General features: G+C 71.4%; 21 protein-coding genes. 8 read left to right on the forward strand and 13 right to left on the reverse strand.

The features are described from left to right. Positions 1-59: 59 nt before the first annotated feature. Together hemF and ACVBD7_RS15265 are read left to right on the forward strand one after the other, a co-directional pair. Positions 60-980, forward strand: a complete 921-nt coding sequence (hemF, locus tag ACVBD7_RS15260; RefSeq protein WP_458094084.1) for an oxygen-dependent coproporphyrinogen oxidase — start codon at positions 60-62, stop codon at positions 978-980. Between the two features lie 270 nt (positions 981-1,250). Further along, positions 1,251-2,252 carry a Bug family tripartite tricarboxylate transporter substrate binding protein gene (locus tag ACVBD7_RS15265; protein WP_458094085.1) on the forward strand — a complete coding sequence of 334 codons (1,002 nt, stop codon included), beginning with the start codon at positions 1,251-1,253 and terminating at the stop codon, positions 2,250-2,252. Positions 2,253-2,294: 42 nt separating this feature from the next. Here the strand turns inward: ACVBD7_RS15265 and ACVBD7_RS15270 are convergent, their stop codons facing one another. Both ACVBD7_RS15270 and ACVBD7_RS15275 read right to left on the reverse strand, forming a co-directional pair. Continuing rightward, entirely contained in the window at positions 2,295-2,510 is a 216-nt protein-coding gene (locus tag ACVBD7_RS15270) for a hypothetical protein (RefSeq protein WP_458094086.1), read from the reverse strand. Positions 2,511-2,513: 3 nt separating this feature from the next. Next, the gene (locus tag ACVBD7_RS15275; protein ID WP_458094087.1) at positions 2,514-2,714 is read right to left on the reverse strand and encodes a hypothetical protein; all 201 of its coding nucleotides are present in this window, start codon (positions 2,712-2,714) and stop codon (positions 2,514-2,516) included. A 134-nt stretch (positions 2,715-2,848) separates the two neighbouring features. On the opposite strand from ACVBD7_RS15275, the gene ACVBD7_RS15280 reads away from it, so the two are divergent. Next, positions 2,849-3,523, forward strand: a complete 675-nt coding sequence (locus ACVBD7_RS15280; RefSeq protein WP_458097711.1) for a tyrosine-protein phosphatase — start codon at positions 2,849-2,851, stop codon at positions 3,521-3,523. 36 nt (positions 3,524-3,559) lie between these two features. Here the strand turns inward: ACVBD7_RS15280 and ACVBD7_RS15285 are convergent, their stop codons facing one another. The 7 genes from ACVBD7_RS15285 to ACVBD7_RS15315 all read right to left on the reverse strand — a co-directional run bounded on the left by ACVBD7_RS15285 (position 3,560) and on the right by ACVBD7_RS15315 (position 9,748). Then, entirely contained in the window at positions 3,560-4,138 is a 579-nt protein-coding gene (locus ACVBD7_RS15285; RefSeq protein WP_458094088.1) for a HutD/Ves family protein, read from the reverse strand. Further along, positions 4,135-5,913 (reverse strand): ABC transporter ATP-binding protein, encoded by a 1,779-nt coding sequence (locus ACVBD7_RS15290; RefSeq protein ID WP_458094089.1) that lies wholly within the window; start codon positions 5,911-5,913, stop codon positions 4,135-4,137. The genes ACVBD7_RS15285 and ACVBD7_RS15290 overlap by 4 nt, the downstream gene beginning before the upstream one ends. A 93-nt stretch (positions 5,914-6,006) precedes the next feature. Beyond that, positions 6,007-6,402, reverse strand: coding sequence for a DoxX family protein (locus ACVBD7_RS15295; RefSeq protein ID WP_458094090.1), 396 nt, complete (start codon positions 6,400-6,402; stop codon positions 6,007-6,009). A 45-nt stretch (positions 6,403-6,447) separates the two neighbouring features. Next, the gene (locus ACVBD7_RS15300) at positions 6,448-7,737 is read right to left on the reverse strand and encodes a CCA tRNA nucleotidyltransferase (protein WP_458094091.1); all 1,290 of its coding nucleotides are present in this window, start codon (positions 7,735-7,737) and stop codon (positions 6,448-6,450) included. Then, on the reverse strand, positions 7,734-8,051 hold the full coding sequence (locus ACVBD7_RS15305) for a hypothetical protein (RefSeq protein ID WP_458094092.1): 318 nt from the start codon (positions 8,049-8,051) through the stop codon (positions 7,734-7,736). Before ACVBD7_RS15305 ends, ACVBD7_RS15300 begins: the two co-directional genes overlap by 4 nt. Before the next feature lie 423 nt (positions 8,052-8,474). Next, complete coding sequence (locus tag ACVBD7_RS15310; RefSeq protein WP_458094093.1) at positions 8,475-9,104, reverse strand: CoA pyrophosphatase; 630 nt, start codon at positions 9,102-9,104, stop codon at positions 8,475-8,477. Beyond that, the gene (locus ACVBD7_RS15315; RefSeq protein ID WP_458094094.1) at positions 9,101-9,748 is read right to left on the reverse strand and encodes a DUF1285 domain-containing protein; all 648 of its coding nucleotides are present in this window, start codon (positions 9,746-9,748) and stop codon (positions 9,101-9,103) included. The genes ACVBD7_RS15310 and ACVBD7_RS15315 overlap by 4 nt, the downstream gene beginning before the upstream one ends. Positions 9,749-9,865: 117 nt before the next feature. On the opposite strand from ACVBD7_RS15315, the gene ACVBD7_RS15320 reads away from it, so the two are divergent. The 5 genes from ACVBD7_RS15320 to ACVBD7_RS15340 are packed head-to-tail and all read left to right on the forward strand — an operon-like array spanning position 9,866 to position 17,571. Further along, positions 9,866-10,882: an AAA family ATPase gene (locus tag ACVBD7_RS15320; protein WP_458094095.1), complete on the forward strand. Its 1,017-nt coding sequence runs from the start codon at positions 9,866-9,868 to the stop codon at positions 10,880-10,882. Then, on the forward strand, positions 10,875-11,738 hold the full coding sequence (locus ACVBD7_RS15325; protein WP_458094096.1) for a DUF58 domain-containing protein: 864 nt from the start codon (positions 10,875-10,877) through the stop codon (positions 11,736-11,738). The genes ACVBD7_RS15320 and ACVBD7_RS15325 overlap by 8 nt, the downstream gene beginning before the upstream one ends. A gap of 41 nt (positions 11,739-11,779) precedes the next feature. Beyond that, entirely contained in the window at positions 11,780-14,482 is a 2,703-nt protein-coding gene (locus ACVBD7_RS15330; RefSeq protein ID WP_458094097.1) for a DUF4159 domain-containing protein, read from the forward strand. Next, positions 14,483-16,564 carry a hypothetical protein gene (locus tag ACVBD7_RS15335; RefSeq protein WP_458094098.1) on the forward strand — a complete coding sequence of 694 codons (2,082 nt, stop codon included), beginning with the start codon at positions 14,483-14,485 and terminating at the stop codon, positions 16,562-16,564. Positions 16,565-16,593: 29 nt separating this feature from the next. Continuing rightward, positions 16,594-17,571, forward strand: a complete 978-nt coding sequence (locus tag ACVBD7_RS15340; protein WP_458094099.1) for an NAD(P)H-dependent flavin oxidoreductase — start codon at positions 16,594-16,596, stop codon at positions 17,569-17,571. 70 nt (positions 17,572-17,641) lie between these two features. Here ACVBD7_RS15340 and ACVBD7_RS15345 read toward each other — a convergent pair whose 3' ends face one another. The 4 genes from ACVBD7_RS15345 to ACVBD7_RS15360 form a co-directional block, all read right to left on the reverse strand. Continuing rightward, a complete protein-coding gene (locus ACVBD7_RS15345; protein ID WP_458094100.1) occupies positions 17,642-18,238 on the reverse strand; it encodes a hypothetical protein in 597 nt (198 codons plus the stop codon). 100 nt (positions 18,239-18,338) lie between these two features. Next, positions 18,339-19,622, reverse strand: coding sequence for an ArgE/DapE family deacylase (locus ACVBD7_RS15350; RefSeq protein WP_458094101.1), 1,284 nt, complete (start codon positions 19,620-19,622; stop codon positions 18,339-18,341). Between the two features lie 170 nt (positions 19,623-19,792). Then, positions 19,793-21,160, reverse strand: a complete 1,368-nt coding sequence (locus ACVBD7_RS15355; protein WP_458094102.1) for a cytochrome c peroxidase — start codon at positions 21,158-21,160, stop codon at positions 19,793-19,795. After that, positions 21,157-21,942, reverse strand: coding sequence for a hypothetical protein (locus tag ACVBD7_RS15360; protein WP_458094103.1), 786 nt, complete (start codon positions 21,940-21,942; stop codon positions 21,157-21,159). The genes ACVBD7_RS15355 and ACVBD7_RS15360 overlap by 4 nt, the downstream gene beginning before the upstream one ends. Between the last annotated feature and the right edge of the window lie 306 nt (positions 21,943-22,248).

The following is a 22,248-nucleotide window of genomic DNA, read 5'->3' on the forward strand; positions in this document are numbered from 1 at the left end:
CGGTGCGGAACGGGGGGTGGCAACGGCAGCGCCCCGCACCGCAACACCCGATGGCGCAAATGACACATAGCCCTGACCTGCAGCATGCCAAGGACGGCGCCGAACCCGCCCTTCACCCTTTTGCACCGACGGCCCGCGTCTGGTTCGAAGAGCTTCGCGACCGGCTCTGCGCCGCCTTTGAGGCGATCGAGGACGAGGGCGGGTCGGGGCCTCATGGCGGGATGGCCCCTGGCCGTTTTGTCCGCACCCCATGGAAGCGGCCGGAAGGCGGCGGTGGCGTCATGTCCGTCATGAAGGGGCGGGTCTTCGAGAAGGTGGGGGTGAACGTCTCAACCGTCTGGGGCGAGTTCAGCCCGGAATTCCGCCGCCAGATCCCCGGCGCAGAGGAGGATCCGCGCTTCCTGGCCACCGGGGTCTCGCTGGTCGCCCACTTGCGGTCACCCCTGGTGCCGGCCGCTCATATGAACACCCGTTTCATCACCACGCGGCGCAGCTGGTTCGGCGGCGGCGGGGATATCACCCCGATGTTCCCGGATCTTCCCGAGTCACGGGAGGATGCGGAGACCTTCCACGCCGCCTTCCGCGAGGCCTGCGACCGGCACGACCCCGAGCACTATCCCCGCTTCAAGAAATGGTGCGACGAGTACTTCTTCCTGCCCCATCGCAACGAGCCGCGCGGGCTGGGCGGCATCTTCTACGACTGGCTGGGCCGGGACGAGCCGGACGAGCGGCGCCTGCCCGACCATTTCGCCTTCACCCGCGATGTCGGAGAGGCCTTCCTGGCCGCCTATCCCACCATCATCCGCGGCCGCATGCACGAGCCCTGGACGGCGGAACAGCGGGAGGCCCAGCTCATCCGCCGCGGCCGCTACGTGGAGTTCAACCTGCTGCACGACCGCGGCACGCTGTTCGGCCTGCGCACGGGCGGCAATGTGGAGGCAATTCTCATGTCGATGCCTCCGGAGGTGCGCTGGCCCTAGAGGGCACCAGCTCGGGCGGAACCCGTGACGACAGCGCAGCGGAGCTCCTCCCGGCCAGCCTCATAGCGGCGGCGATTGCCGAACCGCATGTTCCGGTCCGCCGCGCAGCAGCCATTGGCCTTGTGCGGCTTGCAGAGCAGGCAGCCGGCCCGACGGCTTTTGGGCCGCCCTCGTTTGAAGTGCATCGCTGGTCTTCCTGCCGCTGTGGCGCTTGGCCATCGCGTCTATCGAATGGCAAGCTGGCCATAACAATAAAGCACGGGAGCTTCCATGATCGCGCGCCGTCCCCTTCTCGGGGCAGGACTTGCCCTGCCCTTCATCCGCCCGGCTTTCGCCCAGTCCGGTGCCCAATCCGGCGCCCAATCCGGAGAGTGGCCCAACCGCCAGGTCCGGGTGATCGTCCCCTTTCCTCCCGCCGGTTCCACGGACGTGATGACCAGGATCTACGCCGAGCAGCTTCAACAGAAGCTTGGCCAGAACTTCGTCATCGAGAACCGCCCGGGCGCCGGCGGCAATATCGGGATGGACGCGATCGCGAAAGCGCCCGCCGACGGCTATACCCTGGGCATGGCCACGATCGGGCAGTTCTCGATCAACCAGTTCCTTTATTCCCGCATGCCCTGGGAGATCGACCGCGACTTCGTCGCCGTCGCCCTCACCTATGAGCTACCGAACGTCGTCATCGTCAGCAGCCAGCACTGCCCGGCGAAGACCCTGCAGGAATTTATCGCCTGGACGCGGGAGCGGCCGCAGGGGATCAGCTATGGCAGCCCGGGCGTGGGCACCACGGCGCATCTCTCCGGCGCCCTCTTCACCCATCGACTGAAGCTGAACGCCGAGCACGTGCCCTTCCGCGGCGCGGCGCAGATCATCCCGGCCATGCTCTCGGGCGACCTCACCTGCGCGATCGACAACCTGGCCTCCTACATCCCCATCATACAGGAAGGACGGATGCGGGCCTTCGCGGTGACCGACGCCGCGCGCTGGCCGAGCTTGCCGGACATCCCCACCATGGCGGAAGCCGGGATGCCCGATTTCGTCATCACCTCCTGGGCCGCCATGGTAGCGCCAGCAGCCACCCCGCGCCCTGTCGTGGACCGGCTGAACGCCGCACTGAAATCGGTGGCGGAGGATCCGGCAATGCAGCGGCGCGCGCTCCAGGCCGGGACCAAACTGCTCTGGTCCACTCCGGAAGGGGCGGCGGAGCGTGGCAAGCGCGAGCGGCCGATGTGGCAGGAGGCGGTTCGCCTCACCGGCGCACGGGCGGATTAGGGAAGAACCGGGGCGGTACTGCCGCCCCGGCCGCCTTCCGGCTCAGTTGCCGGTACGATCGCCCTTCAGCTCGGGATCGTGCGTGTGGTGGCTGTCAAGCTCGCCACCACCACCCGAGACCTGGCTCTTGGCGCTGTTCGTGGCTGGGCCGGGCTGTGTCTTGCCCTTCTCCCGATGCGCCTCGCCGTGGCTGCCACCCTGGTGGCTGCTCCCCGGACCGCCGGCGGAGTTGTTCTTGTCCTCGGTTCCCTTGACCATGATTCAACGATCCTGCTGATAACCCTGGTGGTGGGTGTTGATCCCGGTGTTCCCCTGCTGGCCCTGCTGGCCCGGGTCGAACTTGCCGCGGTTCTCGGCGGTGTTGCGGGCGTCCTTCGGATTGACCTCACCCTCGCCAGGGTTGTTGCCGCCGTGCGGAGCCTGGTTGGCGGGCGGGACGGGCGGCATATGGGCCTTGGACATGGCAAGCCTCCTCAACTCTTCCGTGGAGGATGGTTAACGCCGCGGCGACGACGGACGTTTCCCCCAAGGGAATGTACCCAGGCATGTTTCACCCGCCGTTGCCCCTGCCCCCCTTCCCGCCCTATCTCCCGCCCATGCCCGCCCGCGCCGCCCAGGACCTTACAACGCCAGCCGGACGCCGGGCCGCACTGATGAACAGCCTGTTCGTGGACCATGCCGTCCTTCGCCAGGGCTGGCGCAACTGGGGCGTGGTGGCGCCGGGGCGACTGTACCGCTCGAACCACCCCTCCCCCTGGCAGCTGCGCGATGCCTCCCAGCGCTTCGGGCTAAAAACGGTGATCAACCTCCGCGGAGAGCGGGTGAGCTGCGGCTCCGATGCCCTCTCCCGTGCCGAAGCTTACAGGCTCGGCCTCACCCATATCGATGCGCCCTTCGAGAGCCGCGGCGCCCCGCACCGCGACCGCATCCTGCGCTTGGCGGGCATCCTGGCCGATATGGCCGAGCCCGCTCTTCTTCACTGCAAATCCGGCGCGGATCGCACTGGCCTGGCGGCGGGAATCTTCCTTCTGCTGGAAGGCGGGACGAGCGCGCAGGCGCTGGATCAGCTGCACTGGCGGCACGGTCATGTCAGCGCCTCCCGCACCGGCATCCTGGACGCCTTCTTCCGCCTCTACGCGCAAAAGGCCGAGGGGCGGCTGCCCTTCCTGGACTGGGTTCGGGACGAGTACGACGAGGCCGCGCTGCGGGCGGATTTCCAGAGCCGGCCCTGGGCGGACCGGCTGGTGGATGGGGTGTTGCGGCGGGAGTGAGGCAAGGCCGGGGGGAGGTATCCCCCGGCCCCCCTTCTATTCTTGTGGGAGTGCGCTGGTCCGCGGGTTGGCAGGGCGCAATGCGACGATGATGGCGATGGCTGCTGCCCCAGCGGCTTCGATGGGCGCGTCGCCCGGGTGGAGCAGCGTATCGCCAGCCTCCAGCCGCGCATCGCCGATAGCCAGCACGCCCTCGGCGCAATGGACGGCCAGGGTCTTCCCTCCGCTGGGTGCGGGATGGTTCGCGGAAATGGCCTGCACGAAAACCTGCGCCTCGAAGGCCTCCCGCGCGGTGAAGACGTTGAAGGCGCGTGCGGGACCACCTTGCGGGACGTAATGCGTCGGCCGGTCGCCGGGGAACAGCGAGGGCACGAAGGGACGGCAGGGCAGGACGATCCCGTCGACGGTCAGCGTCGCGCCGGCCCCCTCGATCAGGGTGAAGATCCGGTCCACCCCGGGGAAGTACGAGAAGGCGGCCTCGCCGGTCAGGTCGGCGATGCTGATCAGCCAGCCCATCCCTTCGCCATCGCTCCCGGCAACGTCGCGCGTGATGCCCAGCCCGTTCGGCCAGGGGCGCGGGGTGAGCGATGCGGCGCGGATGAGGCTGGGGGTCATGCGGTCTCCGTCACGGTGAAAGCCTGGGCGCGCACCAGCCCGGCATAGGCGCCACCTCGGGCCAGAAGGGCATCATGCGTGCCGGATTCCGCAACGCGGCCGCCTTCCAGCACCACAATCAGATCGGCATCGCGCACGGTGGAGAGGCGGTGCGCGACCACCAGCGTCGTCCGCCCGGCGCGCAGCGCGGCGAGGGCGGACTGCACGGCGGCCTCGCTAGCAGTGTCGAGCGCGCTCGTCGCCTCGTCCAGAAGGAGCACGCGCGGGTTGCGCAGCAGCGCTCGGGCGAGGGAAATGCGCTGCCGCTGCCCGCCCGAAAGCCGCGCGCCGCCCGGGCCGAGCACGGTGTCGTAGCCCTGGGGCAATGCGGTGATGAAGTCGTGCGCGGCGGCGGCACGGGCCGCCTCCTCCACCTGGGCGCGGGTAGCACCGGGGCGGCCGCATGCGATGTTGGCCAGCGCGGTGTCGTCAAACACCGTGGCGTCCTGGCCGACATAGGCGATGGCGTCGCGCAGGCTCTCCAGCGACACGCCGCGCACATCCGCCCCGTCCAGAGTCACCCGGCCGGCGGTCGCGTCATACAGGCGCGGCACCAGGGCCAGCGCGGTGGACTTGCCGGCGCCGGAGGGGCCGACGAGGGCAAGGGTGCGCCCGGGTTCGGCCAGGAAGCTCACGCCGTGGAGCGCGGCGCGGTCGTCCTCATAGGAGAAATGCACATTCTCGAAAGCCACGCGGCCTGCACCGTCCGGCAGGGCGGGCGCGCCGGGCGGGGCGGCGATGGCACGCGGCGCGTCGATCACGGCATTGACCCGCGCGAGCCCGGCCAGGCCTTCCTGCAAAGCCGCGTTCAGGCTGCCCAGCGCGCGCACGGGGCGGGCGGCGATCAGCAGCGCGGCGACGAAGCCGGTGAACTCGCCCACCGTCCCCTCGCCCTGCGAGACCCGCCAGCCGACGATCGCCAGGATCGCCGCCACGGCGACGCCCCCGATCGCCTCCAGCATCGGGTCGAGGCTCGCCCGCGTCCGGGCGATGGAGAGAAGGCTGGCGCGCAGGTTGGCGAACAGCTTCGCCGCCCGGCCCTCCTCCGCCTCCTCCAGCCGGTAGGAGCGCACCACGCGGGCGGCGGCGAAGCTCTCGGTCAGCGCGGCGGCGGCTTCGCCCACCCGCTCCTGCATGCCGCCCGAGGCGCGGCGGATTCGCTTGCCAAGCCGCAGGATCGGCACCACCGCCACCGGGTAGAGCAGCGCGGCGACGAGCGACATCCGCCAGTCCAGCCAGACCATGGAGCCGACGAGCCCCACCACCGTCAGCACGTCGGCGATGGCGTTGATGGCCTTGGTCAGCGCTTCGCGGATGGCGGCGGCATCGGCGGTGAAACGGGCGGCGTGGCGGGCGGGGGCCTCGCGCGACACCATCGCGAAGTCGGCGCGGGTGAGGGCGTGGAACAGACGGTTCTGCAGGCCCTCGATCACACGCAGCACCGTAGACTGGATCGAGACCGCCTGGCCGTACTGGGCCAATGCTTTGGCGACGGTGAGCAGGACGATGGCGGGCGGGATGGCCCAGACGATCCGCTGGTCGTTCGCGGTGAAGAGGTCGAAGGCCTGCTGGATCACCACCGGATACAGGGCGGTGAGCGCGGCAACGAGGCCGGTGCAGAGCAGAGCGATGAGGATGCGGCGCGGATGATGCCGAAGTTCCTCGCGCCAGAGGCGGGCGATGAGGGCGCGGCTCGTATCGGGATCGACGCGCCGCGGCTTGGACGGGGAGGCCATGGTCGGGCGGTTACTCCCACTGCCGGCCCATGGCCAGGGCCGGCGGGGAAGAGAGGCCGGGGAGAGGAAGGGGGTCCCTCCCCGGCCGCCGGGTCAGGCGCGGCGGCGCGCGGCGTCCACGCTCCACGGGCCCGGGCCGGCGAAGACGAGGTAGAGGAAGATGAAGCAGTACAGGATGGACGCGTCGCCCCCGTTCAGCGTGGGGTAGAGGTTCCGCGGCGCGTGGAACATCCAGTAGGCCACGGCCATCTCGCCGGAGAGGATGAAGGCCACCGGGCGGGTAAAGGCGCCGATCAGAAGCAGTAGGCCGCCCACCAGCTCCAGGATCGCGCCAATCCAGAACAACGACATCACCGGCGGCAGGCCGTTCGCCGGCGGCGCCGGGAAGCCGAACAGCTTCTGCGTGCCGTGCAGCAGGAAGATCAGCGCCGCGACGATGCGCAGCACCGAGAGCACGCGCGGCGCCCAGAGGATTAGGTTGGAGGACAAGGCGGTGGCTCCGATTCGGGTATGAATCAGACGTAACCCGAGCGGTCAGCCTTCCGGAAGCGGCTTCCCGTGAATGGGCTTCATCATCTCTGCCAATCGGGCGCGGCAGGCCTCCGCGTCTGCGGTGCAGCCACCTTCCAGCCACCAGCGGCGCGCCTCGGCCAGCAGCCGGCCCATCTCCGGCCCCGGTTTTACCCCCAGGGCGAGCGCGTCGCGGCCGAGAAGGGGGAAGACGGGCACGGGCATGGCGGCCAACCGATCGCGCAACCGGGCCCAGGCCTCATCGTCCGGCCCCTGCCAGCCCCAGGCGCGGTTCACCGCCTGCCGGTGCCAGGTGGCGTCCAGCAAGGCACCGGCGGGCTGCTCCGCCAGCAGGCGGCGCAGCGCATCGTCATCCGGGCCGCCCTCCGCGATGGCGGGCTGCAACGGCAGCAGGTCGTGCCCGGCGCGGTAACGCGCGACCAGGCGCTGCACCTCATCGTTCGAGGCCTTCAGCCGCCGCGCGGCCTCGGCGGCGCCATGGGCAAGGAGCGCGTCGAAGCGCAGCATCGGGTCGGACGGAGCGCCGATTTCGGCCAGGGCGCGCAGGTGCCGCGCGGCGCCCAGGCAATCCGGGCCGAGGATCGCGGGAAGCACGCCCGTTTCCTCCATCAGCGCCACGGCCTCCGCCGGGTCCGGCGCCAGGAGCAGCCGCTTGAGCTCCATCCAGACCCGCTCGGCCGAGAGCCGGGCGAGGTTGCCCACCGAGGACCGGATGGCCGCCACCGCCGCCGGGTCGGGCGCGCCGCGGCCGTAGCGGGCCTGGAAGCGGAAATAGCGCAGGGCACGAAGATGGTCCTCGGCCAGCCGTGTTGCGGGGTCGCCGACGAAGCGCACCCGCCCGGCCTCAAGGTCTGCGCGACCCCCGAAATAATCCCACAACTCGCCGGTGGCGGAGAGCGAGAGGGCGTTCATCGTGAAGTCCCGCCGGGCCGCGTCCTCGCGCCAGTCGGTGGTCCATTCCACCACGGCGTGGCGTCCATCGGTCACCAGATCCCGGCGCAGACTGGTCACCTCCACGGGCTGTCCGTCCAGAACCGCGGTCAGGGTGCCATGGGCCAGTCCCGTTTCGTGGACACGCAGGCCGGCGGCGGCCAGCCGGGCAGCAATGTCCTCCGGCGGGAAAGGCGCGGCCACATCCACGTCGGCCACCTCGCGGCCGGCCAGCGCATCGCGCACCGCCCCGCCGACCGCGCGCGCCCCGGGCAGGGCTGCGAGCACGGCGGCAGGTGCCCGATCGGCCAGGAAGGTGGGCGGCGGGATGCGCCCGACAGGTGGGTCGGCCGCCTCGCTCATCGGCGCGGCGGGCCCTCATGCGGCGGCGGGGGCGAGAGCACCGGGCCGGGCGGCCAGGGCTGGGCAGGGCGGGTCGGCGCGGAATGGCCGGGCTCGATCCCGTCAGCCGTCACGCGCGGGGGCACATAGGCAGAACCCGGCTCCATCCCGCGCGACAGCCCGTAAAAAATCGCCCCGCCAATGCCGATGGCCAGCCCCACCAGGGCGAGGGCGATCATATGCGTCCCCACGGCCCGGCCCGGATTGAACCGCAGCCAGAGCGCGTAGATGGCGAAGGGCGAGAGAAAGAGGATCGCCTCGGCGAGATAGGGCATGCCCCGCCTATATGCCGACGCGCGTGCGGCATCGGTAGGGGCGCGGGCTTGGCGGCGTTGCGATGTGCGGCCCAATCTCCCGGCCGGATCGGAGATACCGGATGCGTTGGATCACGCGCCTCTTCCTTCTCGCGCTTGTGCTGGCGGCCAGTACGTCGGAAGCGGCGGACCGGCCGCCCGGGTCGGCTTTGCCGCCTGAGGTGGCCGCCTTCGTCGCCCGGCGGGACAGATGCGACCATTTCCGCGGCGAGGAATCCGAGGATCCCGCCCGCGCGGCCGAGATCACCCGGCAGCTCCGCCGCAACTGCCGGGGCACGGATGCGGAGCTGGCGCGGCTGAAGCGCCGGCATGCCGGGAATGCCGCCGTGCGGGACAGGCTGGCCGGGTACGAAGCGGCGGTGGAACAAGGCCGGCTCGCGCCGCCTAGTCGCGCAGTGCCAAAGCCAGACTGCGCAGCATGCTTGCGGTGGCGCCCCAGATGGTCTGGGTCTCGTGCGGCCAGGCCCAGTAATGCCGCTCCCGCCCGCCGAAGACGCCGCTGCGCCTCTCCGGCCCGGCCGGATCCAGCAGGCGCGCGAGCGGGTATTCGAACACCTCCGCTACCTCGGCGGGCGCGGGGGTGAGGGTGACCGGCGGGTCCAGCAGGGCGACGACGGGAACCACATGGAAGCCAGTTCCCGTGATCAGCGACGGCAGGCGGCCGGCGATCCGGGGCAGGCGGGGGTCGAGTCCCACCTCCTCGGCGGCCTCGCGCAGGGCAGCGGCCTCGGGAGTCTCGCCCGGCTCAATCCTCCCGCCGGGGAAGGCGACCTGCCCGGCATGGGCCGAAAGCGTGGCGGCACGAAGGGTCAGCAAAACGCTGGGCGCGCCATGCAACAGGATGGGCACGAGCACGGCGGAGCGGCGCATGTCTTCCGGCGGCTGGGCGTCCCCCGCGCCGTGGAGGAGGCGGGCGGGGTCCGACAGTCGCTCCTCCACCCAGGCGGGGCTGAAGCCTGCATCCAGGTCAGCTGCAAGAACCGCGGGAACGCCGTCGGCGGGAGGGGCGGTCACGCCACCTCGTCGTCGAATTCCTCGGCGGGGATCTCCTCGGCCGGGCTGTCATCGATGGTGAAGAACACGCCCTGGCTCCACACGCCCATCACCTCGCGGCCATCCACCGTCTCGGGCTGGGCGAGCGCGACGAGCTCATAGAAGACCGGACGGCTGATCCGGGCCTCAAGGCCGGGGCGGACGGTGACATAGGGGCGGGGCTCGCGGGTGACGGGGTCGATCTCCACCCGGATAGGGTGGTTCTCATCGGCCGTGACCATCTCGTCCAGATTGGTGCGGAAGGTCAGGCACTGCCGGGCAGGGCGCTTGCGGGTGGCGCCGCTGTCGCAGGCCCCTTCCCCACAGCAATGGCCCCAGGTCAGCTCCACCGCGACGAAAGGGACATCCTCCACCTCGATCCGGCCGCGCTCGACGGGGGTTTCCAGCCAGTAGCTGCCATCCGCCTCCCGCTTCAGTACGGAAGCGAAGAGGCAGACCAGCTCCTTCCGGCCAATTGGGCTGCCCTGGTAGTGCCAGGATCCGTCGCGCGCGATCCGCATGCGGAAGTCGCCGCAGATGGTTCGAGGCGCCCGCGCCAGCGCTCCCGAAATGGGCGGCGCAGCCGGTTTCGCCCCGCCTGTAACGTCATGCATCCCCAGCGCCATGTGACTTCCTCCGCGCCATCGAAGGGCCTTACCCTCGCCATCCCCCTCTCCCGCCTCCATCTGCTGGGAGAGGCGGGCTCGGGCGTTACCTTCGGGCAATATGGAAAGGCAGTAGGCATGGTTGAAGGGCCCGGGATCACGGAAGCGCCAGTTGATGCCGAGAAGCTGCTTTCCGAGGCTGAGGCGCTCTCCGCCCGGCTGTCCCGGGTGCGGGCCGCGGTCGGCCGGGTGATCCTCGGCCAGGAGGAGGTGGTGGAGCAGGCGCTCGTCACCCTTCTGGCCGGCGGGCACATGCTGCTGGTGGGCGTGCCCGGCCTGGGCAAGACCAAGCTGGTGGAGACGCTGGGCACGGTGATGGGGCTGGATGCCCGCCGCGTTCAGTTCACCCCGGACCTCATGCCCAGCGACATCCTGGGCTCGGAAGTGCTGGAGGAGGCCGAGGGCGGCCGCCGTGCCTTCCGCTTCCTGCGCGGGCCGGTGTTTTGCCAGCTGCTGATGGCCGACGAGATCAACCGCGCCTCCCCCCGCACCCAGTCCGCCCTGCTGCAGGCGATGCAGGAACGGCGCGTGGCGGTGGGCGGCGAGGTGCTGGACCTGCCCGCTCCCTTCCATGTTCTCGCCACCCAGAACCCGATCGAGCAGGAGGGCACCTACCCGCTGCCCGAAGCGCAGCTGGACCGCTTTCTCCTTGAGATTGAGATCGGCTACCCCGACGAGGCGGCGGAGCGCGCCATGCTGCTCGCTACCACCGGCGCCCGCGAGGCAAGGCCCGAGGCGGCGCTGCGGGCCGATGAGCTGATCGCCGCCCAGACCCTCATCCGCCGCTTGCCCGTGGGTGAGGCGGTGCTGGACGCCATCCTGCGCTTGGTGCGCGGTGCGCGTCCGGATACGGCCACCCTGCCCGCGGTGAAGCAGCACCTGGCTTGGGGCCCCGGCCCCCGCGCGGCCCAGGCGCTGATGCTGGCCACCCGGGCACGGGCGGTGCTGGACGGGCGGCTCTCCCCCAGCGTGGAGGACGTGCTGGCGCTGGCCGAGCCGATCCTGCGCCACCGCATGGCGCTGGGCTTCGCCGCCCGCGCCGATGGCGTCAGGCTTTCCGAGGTGATCGGCGCGCTGAAGGCCGATCTTGGCTGAAGCGGGACCACTCTCCCTTCGTGCCGAGGCGGCGGCCGCACGGCTGCCGCCCCTGGTGGTGGCCGCCGAGCGCATAGCGGCGACGGTGATGCAGGGCGTCCATGGTCGCCGCCGCGCGGGTCCTGGTGACGCCTTCTGGCAGTTCCGCCCCTATCTGCCCGGCGACGATGCCGGCCGCGTGGACTGGCGGCAGAGCGCGAAGTCCGACCGGCTGTATCTGCGCGAGACGGAGTGGGAATCCGCCCAGACCGTCGCCCTTTGGCGGGACTCCGCGCCGGGGATGGACTGGTCCGGCACGCCCGGGCGGGCGACGAAGCGGGAAAGGGCCGATCTGCTGCTGCTGGCGCTCTCCTCCCTCCTGCTGCGGGGCGGGGAGCGGGTGCGGCTGCTCGGCGGCGGGCGCGGGATCTCGGGCCGCGGTGCCCTGCCGGCGCTGGCCATGCAGCTGGGGGGCCAGTCCGGCCCGCCCGCCGACGAGGCCCTGCCCCGCCATACCCGCGCGGTGCTGTTCGGCGATTTTCTGGCCCCGCTGGAGGTGACCCGCGCCGCCCTCGCCCCCCTCGCGGCCGCGGGGACGCGGGCCACGCTGGTCGCGCTGCTCGACCCGGCGGAGGAGACCCTGCCCTATGGCGGCCGGGTGCGCTTCGAGCCGCTGGATGGCGGGGATGCGGCGCTGGTGCCGCGGGTGGAGGGCATCCGGGCGCTGTATGAGGAGCGGATGGTCGCGCATCGCGAGGGGCTTTCGGCGCTCGCGGCCTCGCTCGGCTTCCGCGTGCTGTCGCACCGCACGGACCACCCGCCCGAGGCCGCGCTGATGGCGTTGTGGCAGGCGCTGGCCCCGCAGGGGGCGCGTTAAATGAACCGACAGGGTGGGACCGGACCCCACGAAGGGCTTTTATGATGGGCGCACTCTCCTTCGCCGCCCCCTGGCTGCTGGTGGCGCTGGCCGCCCTGCCCGCGCTGTACTGGCTGCTGCGCGTCACCCCGCCCACGCCGCGGCGGCAGGCCTTTCCGCCCGCCCGCTTCCTGCGCGACCTGCCGGCGGTGGAGGAGACCCCTGCCCGCACGCCCTGGTGGCTGCTGCTGCTGCGCCTGGCGGCGGCGGCCTTGATCGTGCTCGGCCTGGCGCGGCCGGTCTGGAACGCCGCCCAGGGGGAGGCCGCGGATGCGCCGCTTCTCGTCGTGGTGGACAATGGCTGGGCCTCGGCGACGGATTGGCCGGACCGGATGGCGGCAGCCGGGGCGGCGCTGGACGCGGCCTCTCGCGCCGGCCGTCGCGTGGCGCTGCTGGCCACCGCCCCCGCCCCGACCGGCGAGCCGCCCCGCCCCACCGGCTGGATGCCGGCCGAGGAGGCGCGCGCGCGTCTCGCTGCCCTGCGGCCGCAGCCCTGGGCGCCGGATCGCGCGGCGGCCCTGGCCGCGCTGCGTGGCTGGGGCGGCGGCGCCTTCGCCAGCCTCTACGTGACCGACGACCTCGCCCATGGCGCCGACGATGCCGCCACGCTGATGGCAGCCCTTTCGGAAGCGGGCACGCTGCAGGTGGCGCGCGGCACGCCGGGCTCGGCGCGCGTGCTGCTGCCGCCGCGCGCGGAGGCGGATCGCCTCGTTCTCGGCCTGCGTCGCGCCCCGGGTGGGCCGGCAGGCGAAGCGGCCGTGCTGGCCATGACCGGCGATGGTCGCGCCCTCGGCCGCGCCGTGCTGCCGCTCGCCGCCGGCGCCACCGAGACGGAGGGCGCGCTGGAGCTGCCGGTGGAGGTCCGCAACAGCGTCACCCAGCTGTTGCTGGAGGGCACGGGATCGGATGCGCCCGGCGCCGCGGGCGTGGTGCTGCTGGACGAGCGGTACCGCCGCCGCCCCGTGGGCCTGCTGGCCGCGCAGGAGGAGGCGGCCGACGCGCCGCTGACCGGCTCGCTCTACTACCTCGACCGCGCCCTCTCCCCCACCGCCGAGATCCGGCGCGGGACGCTGGACCAACTCCTCTCCCGCCGCCTCGCCGTGCTGGTTCTGGCCGACCGGCCGTTGGCCGATGGGCCGGAGACGGAGGCGGTGACGCGCTTCGTGGAGGGCGGCGGGCTTCTGCTGCGCTTTGCCGGCCCGCGCCTGGCCGAACGCGGCGATTCCCTGCTGCCCGTGCCGCTGCGCGCCGGCGAGCGCGCACTCGGCAGCGCCCTGTCCTGGGAACGGCCGCAGACCCTTGCCCCCTTCCCCGAGGGCAGCCCCTTCGCCGGGCTGACGCCCCCCGCCGAGGTGACCGTCTCCACCCAGGTGCTGGCCGAGCCGGTGCCGCGGCTGGCGGAGCGGAGCTGGGCGCGGCTGTCCGACGGCACGCCGCTGGTCACCTTCGAGAACCGCGGCGCCGGGCGGATCGTGCTGTTCCACGTCACCGCCAATGCGGATTGGTCGGACCTGCCGCTTTCGGGCCTGTATATCGACATGCTCCGCCGCGTCGTCGCCCTCTCCTCCGGGGTTGCAGGCGGCGAGGGCGAGGCGCCGCTCGCGCCGCTCGAGACGCTGGACGGGTACGGCCGCCTCGGCGCCCCGCCGCCGGCCGCCGGGCCGATCACCGCGGCGCGGCTCGACGGCACGATGCCCGACCCGCGGCATCCTCCGGGCTGGTACGGCACGGCGGCCGAGGGCGGGGAACGCCGCGCGCTCAACCTCTCCGCCCATCTGCCCCCGCCGCGCGCGGCCGCGCCGACGCCCTCGGGCGCGCGGGAGACGCGGATCGGCGGCGTGCCGGCGGAGCGCGATCTCGGCCCCTGGCTGCTGGCGGCGGCGCTGCTGCTGATGGCGGCGGACCTGCTGCTGTCCCTGCAGAGCCGCGGCCTCGGGCTGCGGGCACGCGCGGCGGCGGTGGCGCTGGCGCTGATCCTGCCGGGGGTGGCCTCTGCGCAGGAAGGTGCTGCGGCGCTGGCCACGCGGTTGGCCTATGTGGTGACGGGCGATGCGCAGGCGGATGAGGTCTCGCGTCAGGGCCTGGCCGGCCTGTCAGACTATGTGAACCGCCGCACCGCCGCGGGGCTGGCCGATCCCGTCCCACTGCGGCCGGGGCAGGACGATCTCTCCTTCTACCCCCTGCTGTACTGGGTGGTGCTGCCCGATGCGCCGGCGCCGAGCGGAGAGGCCGTGGCCGCGCTGAACGCCTTCATGCGCAACGGCGGCATCATCCTGTTTGACACACGCAACGAGGGCTCGGGCGAGGGCGTGTCGCTCGGCGCCGACGCCGCACTGCGTCGGCTGACGCGCAACCTGCAGGTGCCGCCGCTGGCGCCCCTGCCCGAGGACCATGTGCTGAAGCGTGCCTTCTACCTGCTGCCCGACCTGCCCGGCCGTTATGCCGGCGGCCCCGTCTGGATCGCGCGCGACACGGACCGGGCGAATGACAGCGTCTCGCCCGTGATCATCGGCGGGCATGACTGGGCGGCGGCCTGGGCCGTGGATGCGCGCGGCTCCAACCCCTATGCCGTGATGCCCGGGGGAACGCGGCAGCGCGTGCTGGCCTACCGCTTCGGCGTCAATCTCGTGATCTACGCGCTGACCGGCAACTACAAGGGCGACCAGGTGCATGTGCCGGCCATCCTGGAGAGGTTGGGCAATTAGATGATGCGCTCCCTCACCTCCATCGACCTCGCGCCCATCCTGCCGGCCTGGCTGCTGGTGGTGCTGGCCACGATCGCCGTGCTGGCGCTGGTGCCGGCGCTGCTGCGGCGTGCGCGCGGGGCCTGGTGGCGGGCGCTGGCCTTCCTGCTCATCCTCGGCGCCATCGCCAATCCGCGGCTGGTGCAGCAGACCCGCGAGACGCGGCCGGACATCGCACTGCTGGCGGTGGACAACAGCGCCTCCACCACCGTGGCCGGGCGCGAGGCCGCCATCGCCGCCGCGCGCGCGCAGATTGAGGCGCGCGCGGGCCGGCTGCCCGATCTCGAGCTGCGCACCGTCACCGCCGAGGAAGGCGGGCGCCAGGGCACGCGGCTGTTTGCCGCAATCGAGCGCGGGCTTGTCGACATCCCGCGCACGCGGCTGGCCGGGATCATCGCATTGAGCGACGGCCAGGTGCACGACGTGCCCGCCAACTTCTCGGCGGAAGCGCCTGTTCACCTGCTGCTGCCCGGACGCGCGGGGGAGGTGGACCGGCGGCTTCGCATCATCGAGGCGCCGGGCTTCGGCATCGTCGGCCGCGGCGTGGAGCTGCGGCTGGTGGTGGAGGATCTCGGCGCGCCGGCGAATGGCGCGCCCGTGCGCCTCTCCATCCGCCGCGACGGCGCCGCGCCGCGCACGGAGAGCGTGGTGCCGGGGCGCGAACACCGGATCGCGCTTCCGATTGAGCGCGGCGGGCCGAGCGTGATCGAGATCACGGCCGAGGAGCGCCCCGGCGAGGTCAGCACTGTCAACAACAGCGCCATCGTCACGGTGAACGGCGTGCGCGACCGGCTGCGCGTGCTGCTCGTGAGCGGGGAGCCGCATGCGGGCGAACGCACCTGGCGGCGGCTGCTGAAGGCGGACCCGAATGTCGATCTCGTCCACTTTACCATTCTTCGCCCGCCGGAGAAGGACGATCTGACGCCGCTGAACGAGCTGGCGCTGATCGCCTTCCCCGTGCGCGAGCTGTTCCAGCAGAAGCTGCGCGAATTCGACCTGATCGTCTTCGACCGCTTCTCCAACCGGGGCATCCTGCCGCCGCAATATCTGCGGAACATCGCGGAACACGTGCGCCAGGGCGGCGCGCTGCTGATGTCGGTGGGGCCGGAATTCACCGGCCCGGCTTCCCTGGCCAACACCCCGCTCGGCGCCGTGCTGCCGGCGCGGCCCTTGCCGGGAAGCCAGGCGCTGCTGGAGAGCGCCTTTCGCGCCCAGGTGAGCGAGACCGGGCTGCGCCATCCCGTGACGGAAGGGCTGACCGGGGCCAATGCCAATGCCGCCGCGCAGGCCGGATGGGGCCGCTGGTACCGCATGCTGCGCGCCGAGGCGCGCAGCGGCGCCAATGTGATGAATGGCCCCGACGGCAATCCTCTTCTTCTGCTCGACCGCGTCGGCGAGGGTCGGGTGGCGCTGCTGCTGTCGGATCAAATCTGGCTGTGGTCCCGCGGGCATGATGGCGGCGGGCCGCAGGCGGAGTTGCTGCGGCGCATCGCGCACTGGCTGATGCGCGAGCCGGAGCTGGAGGAGGAGGACCTCACCGCCGCCATCGCGCAGGGGCAGCTGACGGTCACCCGCCGCAGCATCGCGGACACACCGCCGCCCGAGATCACGGTCACTGCGCCGGATGGCACGCAGTCCCGCCACGCGCCGGAGCGGCGGGATGGTGGGCGGGCCGTGGTGGAGATGCCCGTGACGCGCGCGGGGGTGTGGGCCGCAACCGATGGCACCCGCACGGCCTTCGCCGCCGCCGAGGCCGCGAACCCGCCCGAGGTCGCGGACCTGCGTGCCGATGCCGGCCGGATGGGCGCGGTGGTCCAGGCCTCCGGCGGTGCCGCGCGCTGGATCGGGGACGGGTCCGCCCTGCCCGATTTGCGCCGGGTTTCCATGGAGCGCGATGCGGCCGGGCCGGGCTGGATCGGGCTGGTGCGGCGGGAGGACCACAGCGTCACCGGCATCTCCGCCCTGCCGCTGCTTCCGCCCTGGCTGGCGCTGCTGCTGGTGCTCGGGGTGGCCGTGATCGCCTGGCGGCGCGAAGGGCGGTAGACTTCGGCGAAATGTCCGGAGAGAACACGATGAGCTTGCGCGACCTGCTGCGGCAGCGGCTCTCCCTACCGGTGATCGCCTCGCCGCTCTTCATCATCTCCGTGCCGGATCTGGTGGTGGCGCAATGCACCAGCGGCGTCGTGGGCAGCATGCCCTCGCTGAACGCCCGGCCTGCGGAGCAGCTGGAGGATTGGCTGGCCGAGATCCGGGAGCGGCTGGACGCGCATGACGCCGCGCATCCCGACCGGCCCTCGGCACCCTTTGCCATCAACCTGATCGTGCATCGCTCCAACGACCGGCTGGATCACGACCTCGCCCTCTGCGCGAAGCATCACGTGCCGCTCATCATCACCTCGCTCGGCGCGCGGCCGGAGGTGAACGAGGCCGTGCACGCCTATGGCGGCTACGTGCTGCACGACGTCATCAACCAGACCTTCGCGCGCAAGGCGGTGGAGAAGGGAGCGGACGGGTTGGTCCTCGTCGCGGCCGGTGCGGGCGGGCATGCCGGCAGCATCTCCCCCTTCGCGTTGGTTCAGGAGACACGGGCTTGGTTCGACGGGGTGATCGCGCTTTCCGGCGCCATCGCGACCGGGCGCGCTATTCTGGCGGCCCAGGTGATGGGCGCGGATGTCGCCTATATCGGCAGCGCCTTCATCGCCACCGAGGAGGCGCGCGCGGCCGAGGCGTACAAGGCGATGATTGTCGAAGGTGCTGCCGGCGACATCGTCTACAGCGACCTGTTCACTGGGGTGCGCGGTAACTACCTGCGCGCCTCGATCGAGCGCGCGGGGTTGGATCCGGACGCGCTGCCGGCGGCGGATCCCTCGAAGATCGATTTTTCCTCTACCCGCGTGAAGCCGTGGAAGGATGTTTGGGGATCCGGCCAGGGGATCGGGGCTATCAACGGCATACAACCGACGGCAGCTTTGATTGCCCGATTGCGTGCTGAGTACACCGACGCCCTACACTCCGTAGGAGAAGCCGGGATGCTCAAGGCCAGTCGGTAGCTGCCATCAAAAGGCGAGCGACTTCAGAGTGCTATCACCGATGATGCTGGCCGCACCAAGCAGGATTAGATCACATCTGCAAACAGGGCCACCCGGCAGATCTGGTCCTGTTACTGGCTTCATAGCGCCACGCTTCACGATCCTCTCCCCAGACAGGCGTCTTCCAGGGTTTGAAAGTCGTGACGATAACGGCTGTGGGCCCGAAAAACGTTGTATGAGAGACGCTGCGCTTCATCATCGACGGCCGGCGTTCCTGGAACAGGATCTGCGCTTCCAACTCGTCCTTCGCATCGCCCATCACCTGCGTGATGCTCACGGTTTCACGCTGGCGGATACGGTCCATGAGGCTGGCCGTCCGGGTAAGTTTCCACTGCCCCGCCCGTACCACCCGCCGCCCAGCTGAGTCGAACTCGAAGGAATGGCTCCCCTGATCGAAGCTAACGTTTCCAAGGCCACCTGCAGCTGCGCCGCGGACCCCGCCTCTGGGAATTGTCCCCTTCATTTCAATGCCAGGGAGATATGCCAAGAGTTGTGCGCCCAGACCCGGCCGGGGAAGCAGGTCGAGGAGTTCGACCGCCTCCTCCCCGTGGAACGTCTCCATGGATCCATAAATCAAACGGTCGGCGAGTGCCGCTGCCAGGAAGCGCACCTGTGACGACGTATTCATGCTCAGCCCCCAACAACCGCTACAGTACACTCCAGTATCATTCCGTGGCTCCATCGGAAAGGCAGAAGCCTTTTCGGGCGCAGACCAAGGCGAGTGCTCATCATTCCTCCACGCCACACCAGTCCACAATGAAGGCCGCCATCGAGAGCGTCGTCTTCTTCAGCAACTCCAGGTCTGTTCGCTCGTCGAAACCGTGGTTTCCCTCGCCGCCTGGGCCGTAGCAGAGCGCGGGCATGGCGTAGTACCGGCCGTAGTAGCGCGTGTCGTTCACGGCCGTGGACAGCCGCTCTTCCATCTCACCGCCGAAGGCCGACTGATGCGCAGCGGCCAGAATCCGCTCCGCCTCGCTCCCGGGTTCAAGCACATAGCCGTCGGCCTGGAAGCCGTGCCAGGTGATCTCGGGCGGGTTGTTGGCGAGGAAGCTGTCGCCCGCACGCGCGGCTTCCACCGCACGCTCCACCCCGCGCATCACCTCCGCCACCTCCATCGAGGGCGTGAGGCCGATGCGGCAATCCACCTCGCACCAGGCCGGCGTCGAGGACGCCCAGTCGCCGCCGCGGATAATGCCGGGGTTGAACTTGATCGGGTTCGTCACCTTGCCACCGAAGTTCGGATCGGACTTCGCGCGCTCGTTCAGCTCAACGGTGTGCTGCTGCAGCGCCTGGATCAGATGCATCACCGAGAGAATGGCGTTTGTCCCGGTGTCCGCCACCGCCACATGCACAGGCACGCCGCGCACGCGGATACGGAACCACAGTGTGCCCGTATGCGCGCGGGTGATGGTGCCGGCCGTGGGCTCCGGAATGAGGCAGGCATCGGCGCGATAGCCGCGCAGCAGGGTGGAGAGGGCGCCGTTGCCCGTGCTTTCCTCCTCCGTCACCGTCTGCAGGTGGATGTCACCGGCGGACGTGATCCCGGCATCGCGCAGCGCATCCATGGCGAAGACCATGGCGGACACGCCCGCCTTCATGTCATTCGCGCCGCGCCCATAAAGCCAGCCGTCTCGCACCACGCCGGCATAGGGCGGATGCGTCCACATCTCCACCGGGCCTTCCGGCACCACGTCGATATGCCCCTGCACGATCAGGCTGCGCCCGCCCGCATTCTTCGCGCGCTTCGTGGCCACCACCTGCACGGAACCGGCGGGATCCACATCCACCATCGGCGCCGCCTTCTCATGCGTCTCCAACGGCACATCGGCGAGGGTGTATCGATCCACCTGGTAGCCACGCCCCGCCATCTGCCGCGCGAACCAGTCCTGCAGCGGCGCCTCGCGCCCGCGCAGGCTGGGAAAGCGGACGAGATCGGCCAGGAAGGCGGTCTGCGCCTCGAAGTTCTTGTCCACGGCGGCGCGCAGGCGGTCGAGGGTGGCTTGGTCGGGCAAGGGGGTGCGTCCTGGGCAGTGGGGACCTGATGGTGGGCCCTGCGGCGGCGTAGAGAAAAGGCCGGAGAGAAGGATTTTTCCCCGGACCCCTCATCTTTTTCCGCCAGATTAGAGGGCGCGCCGGTGACACCCGCTTATCAGCGTCACGGAGGGACACCTCTCCCCCGCGTTCACGGCGCCATCACCGTCACCTCCAGCCGCATCCGTGGATGGATCCCGCAGAAGGCCACGAACCGCCCGGCCGTCGTCATCGGCCAGGTCACCGTCTGCCCAGGGTCCTGGATGCCGCTGTTGCGCTTCATCTCAGCCGAATCAATGCGGATGTTGTGCGCGGTGTTGTCGTCATTGGCGATCTCCAGCACCCCTCCCAAGGTCACAGCCGTACGCAGCGGCGTGAACTGTCGGCCGCGCTGGGACACGCGCACACGCGCCATGGGCGCAACGGCCGCGACGACGGCCGGGATGGCCGCGGGCGGCGTCGCCATTTCCGGCAGGGGTGTGTCGGGCGGGCTGGTCAGGGTGCCGAGGAATGCGATCAGATCGGCCCGCTGCTCCGTGCTGAGCGCCAGGCGGCGCGGCAACTCCGGCGGCAGGGTAGGGCGATCCACCACCCCCTCCGCATAGTGGTCCAGCACCGCTTCTATCGTGGGCAGCGACCCGTCATGCATGTAGGGCGCGCGGCGCATGGCCTCGCGCAGCGTCGGCGTCTTGAAGGCGTGATCGGCGCGCTCGAGACCCAGCACGGGGCCGCGGCCGAGATCCGGCGCGCCGCCCACGGGCAGCCCGATGTCGTAGAAGGCGTGGTCGGTGAAGGCCCAGCCCTCATGGCAGTTCGCGCAGCCGGCCGGGCCGTTGAACACGGACAGGCCGCGGCGCTCCTGCGCGGTCAGCGCGGCGTCCTCTCCCTCCACCCAGGCATCGAAGCGGGTGCGCGGCGCAACCAGCGTGCGCTCCCAGGAGGCCAGCGCGCGGACGAGGTTGTTTCGGGTCACCGGGGTCGCCTCTCCCGGGAATGCGCCGGCAAAGGCGGCGCGCCAACCGGCATCGCCGGCCATGCGCTCCACGAGCGCGCCGAGCGGCTGGCCCATCTCCTCATGCGCCTCGATCGGGGCCTCGGCCTGCGCCTCCAGCCCCTCCACGCGCCCGTCCCAGAACAGGAAGGGTGCCCAGGCCAGGTTCCACAGGGTGGGCGCGCGGCGGCGCAGGTCCTGGCCCTCATGGCCGCGCGCCAGCCGGCGGCCGTCGGTGAAGCCGCGCGCCGGCTCGTGGCAGGTGGCGCAGGACATGGCGCCGGAGGCTGAAAGCGAGGGATCGAAGAACAGGCGCCGGCCGAGCTGCGCCTTTTCCGCGGTGAAGGGGTTCTCCAGCGGGGTGGGCGGCGGTTCGGCGGGGCGGCGATAGGAGGCGCGCAGGGCCGCGCTCTCGGCTGCCGATCCGGCATCGGCCGAACCGGCGGGCACCACCAGCGCGGAAAGGCTGACGGCCCCGAGAAGCAGCAGAGCCCCGGCCAGCAGCCCGTCGAGAGGCCGCCGGCTCACCGCCAGGCCAGGGCCGCCCGCTCGAAGCGCGAGACGAGGGCAATCACCTCGGTCGCGCTCCGCACCGGCGCGGCGGGCGGGCGCGCCGACGGCCAGACCGGGCGCAGCGCGGCCAGGGCGGCCTGCGCCTCGGCCCAGGCAGCCTGCCCGCCCGCCGCGCCGCGCAGGGCGGCGGTGTTGCGGTTCAGGAAGGCATCGGCCTCGATCAGGAAGCCGCGGCCGTCCTGGTACTCGACCACATTGGCGAACCGGCCCTCCTCGATCGCCGCCTCGTACTCGGCAGCGGCGGAGCGGAGTGCGCGGGCGGCGACCTCGGCGGTGAAGGCGGGCGAGTTCCTCACGCGCGGCGGCAGGCCGGCGGTGAAGGCACGGTCCACCGATGCCACGGCCTGGCGAAAGGCACTCTCCAGCCCCGGCCCGCCTCGCCTGGCGCGCACCCGGGCGGCCAGCGTGTCCAGCTCGCGCAGCAAGCCCGGCACGCGGCGGCGGCGGAGCTCGGGGGCGAGGTCTTCGTAGATTTCCTCGCGCGGGTGGAGGAAATGCACCACCGCGTCGTCCCAAGCGCCGGCGCGCGCCAGCTCGATCCCGACGGCGAGATGCCCGCGCACGAGCATCAGCCGCCCGGCATAGGCGACATCGGGCGAAGCACCGAAGAGAACGCCGCCCTCCCCTCCCTCACCGCCTTCACCCCCTTCGCCGCCCTGGCCGGCCATCGAACCATGCCCGGCATGGGGTGAAGCGGGCGTCGGGCTGGTGGGAGTGGTCGCGGCCGGGGCTGGCATGACAGGCGCCGTTGTCGTCGGTGCAGTCGTCGCACCGGGCGTCTTCGGCGCAGACGTCGTCGGTTCGGTCACAGTCGGCGCAGTCGTCGCCGGCTCAGCCGTTGTCGGCGCAGGCGCAGGCGCTGGGGCGAGCGGGGCAGGGCTGGGCGCCGGGTCAGGAGGCGCGGAGCCGGCCGACGCTGGAGGCTGGGCTGAGACTGGGGCGGCAGGGAGTGCAGGCGCGACCACGGGCGGCGTGGCCTGGTCGGCGGCGGTCGACCCTGTCTGCGGTGCGGGCGCGGCAGACGCGTCCGGGAAGGTCACGGG

The sequence above is a fragment of the Roseomonas sp. WA12 genome, assembly GCF_054165765.1.

Coding starts and splice junctions, on each gene's coding strand:
- hemF (WP_458094084.1), top strand. CDS start 60: ATGACACATAGCCCTGACCTGCAGCATGCCAAGGACGGCGCCGAACCC.
- ACVBD7_RS15265 (WP_458094085.1), top strand. CDS start 1,251: ATGATCGCGCGCCGTCCCCTTCTCGGGGCAGGACTTGCCCTGCCCTTC.
- ACVBD7_RS15270 (WP_458094086.1), bottom strand. CDS start 2,510: ATGGTCAAGGGAACCGAGGACAAGAACAACTCCGCCGGCGGTCCGGGG.
- ACVBD7_RS15275 (WP_458094087.1), bottom strand. CDS start 2,714: ATGTCCAAGGCCCATATGCCGCCCGTCCCGCCCGCCAACCAGGCTCCG.
- ACVBD7_RS15280 (WP_458097711.1), top strand. CDS start 2,849: ATGCCCGCCCGCGCCGCCCAGGACCTTACAACGCCAGCCGGACGCCGG.
- ACVBD7_RS15285 (WP_458094088.1), bottom strand. CDS start 4,138: ATGACCCCCAGCCTCATCCGCGCCGCATCGCTCACCCCGCGCCCCTGG.
- ACVBD7_RS15290 (WP_458094089.1), bottom strand. CDS start 5,913: ATGGCCTCCCCGTCCAAGCCGCGGCGCGTCGATCCCGATACGAGCCGC.
- ACVBD7_RS15300 (WP_458094091.1), bottom strand. CDS start 7,737: ATGAGCGAGGCGGCCGACCCACCTGTCGGGCGCATCCCGCCGCCCACC.
- ACVBD7_RS15305 (WP_458094092.1), bottom strand. CDS start 8,051: ATGCCCTATCTCGCCGAGGCGATCCTCTTTCTCTCGCCCTTCGCCATC.
- ACVBD7_RS15315 (WP_458094094.1), bottom strand. CDS start 9,748: ATGGCGCTGGGGATGCATGACGTTACAGGCGGGGCGAAACCGGCTGCG.
- ACVBD7_RS15320 (WP_458094095.1), top strand. CDS start 9,866: ATGGTTGAAGGGCCCGGGATCACGGAAGCGCCAGTTGATGCCGAGAAG.
- ACVBD7_RS15330 (WP_458094097.1), top strand. CDS start 11,780: ATGATGGGCGCACTCTCCTTCGCCGCCCCCTGGCTGCTGGTGGCGCTG.
- ACVBD7_RS15335 (WP_458094098.1), top strand. CDS start 14,483: ATGATGCGCTCCCTCACCTCCATCGACCTCGCGCCCATCCTGCCGGCC.
- ACVBD7_RS15340 (WP_458094099.1), top strand. CDS start 16,594: ATGAGCTTGCGCGACCTGCTGCGGCAGCGGCTCTCCCTACCGGTGATC.
- ACVBD7_RS15345 (WP_458094100.1), bottom strand. CDS start 18,238: ATGAATACGTCGTCACAGGTGCGCTTCCTGGCAGCGGCACTCGCCGAC.
- ACVBD7_RS15360 (WP_458094103.1), bottom strand. CDS start 21,942: ATGCCAGCCCCGGCCGCGACCACTCCCACCAGCCCGACGCCCGCTTCA.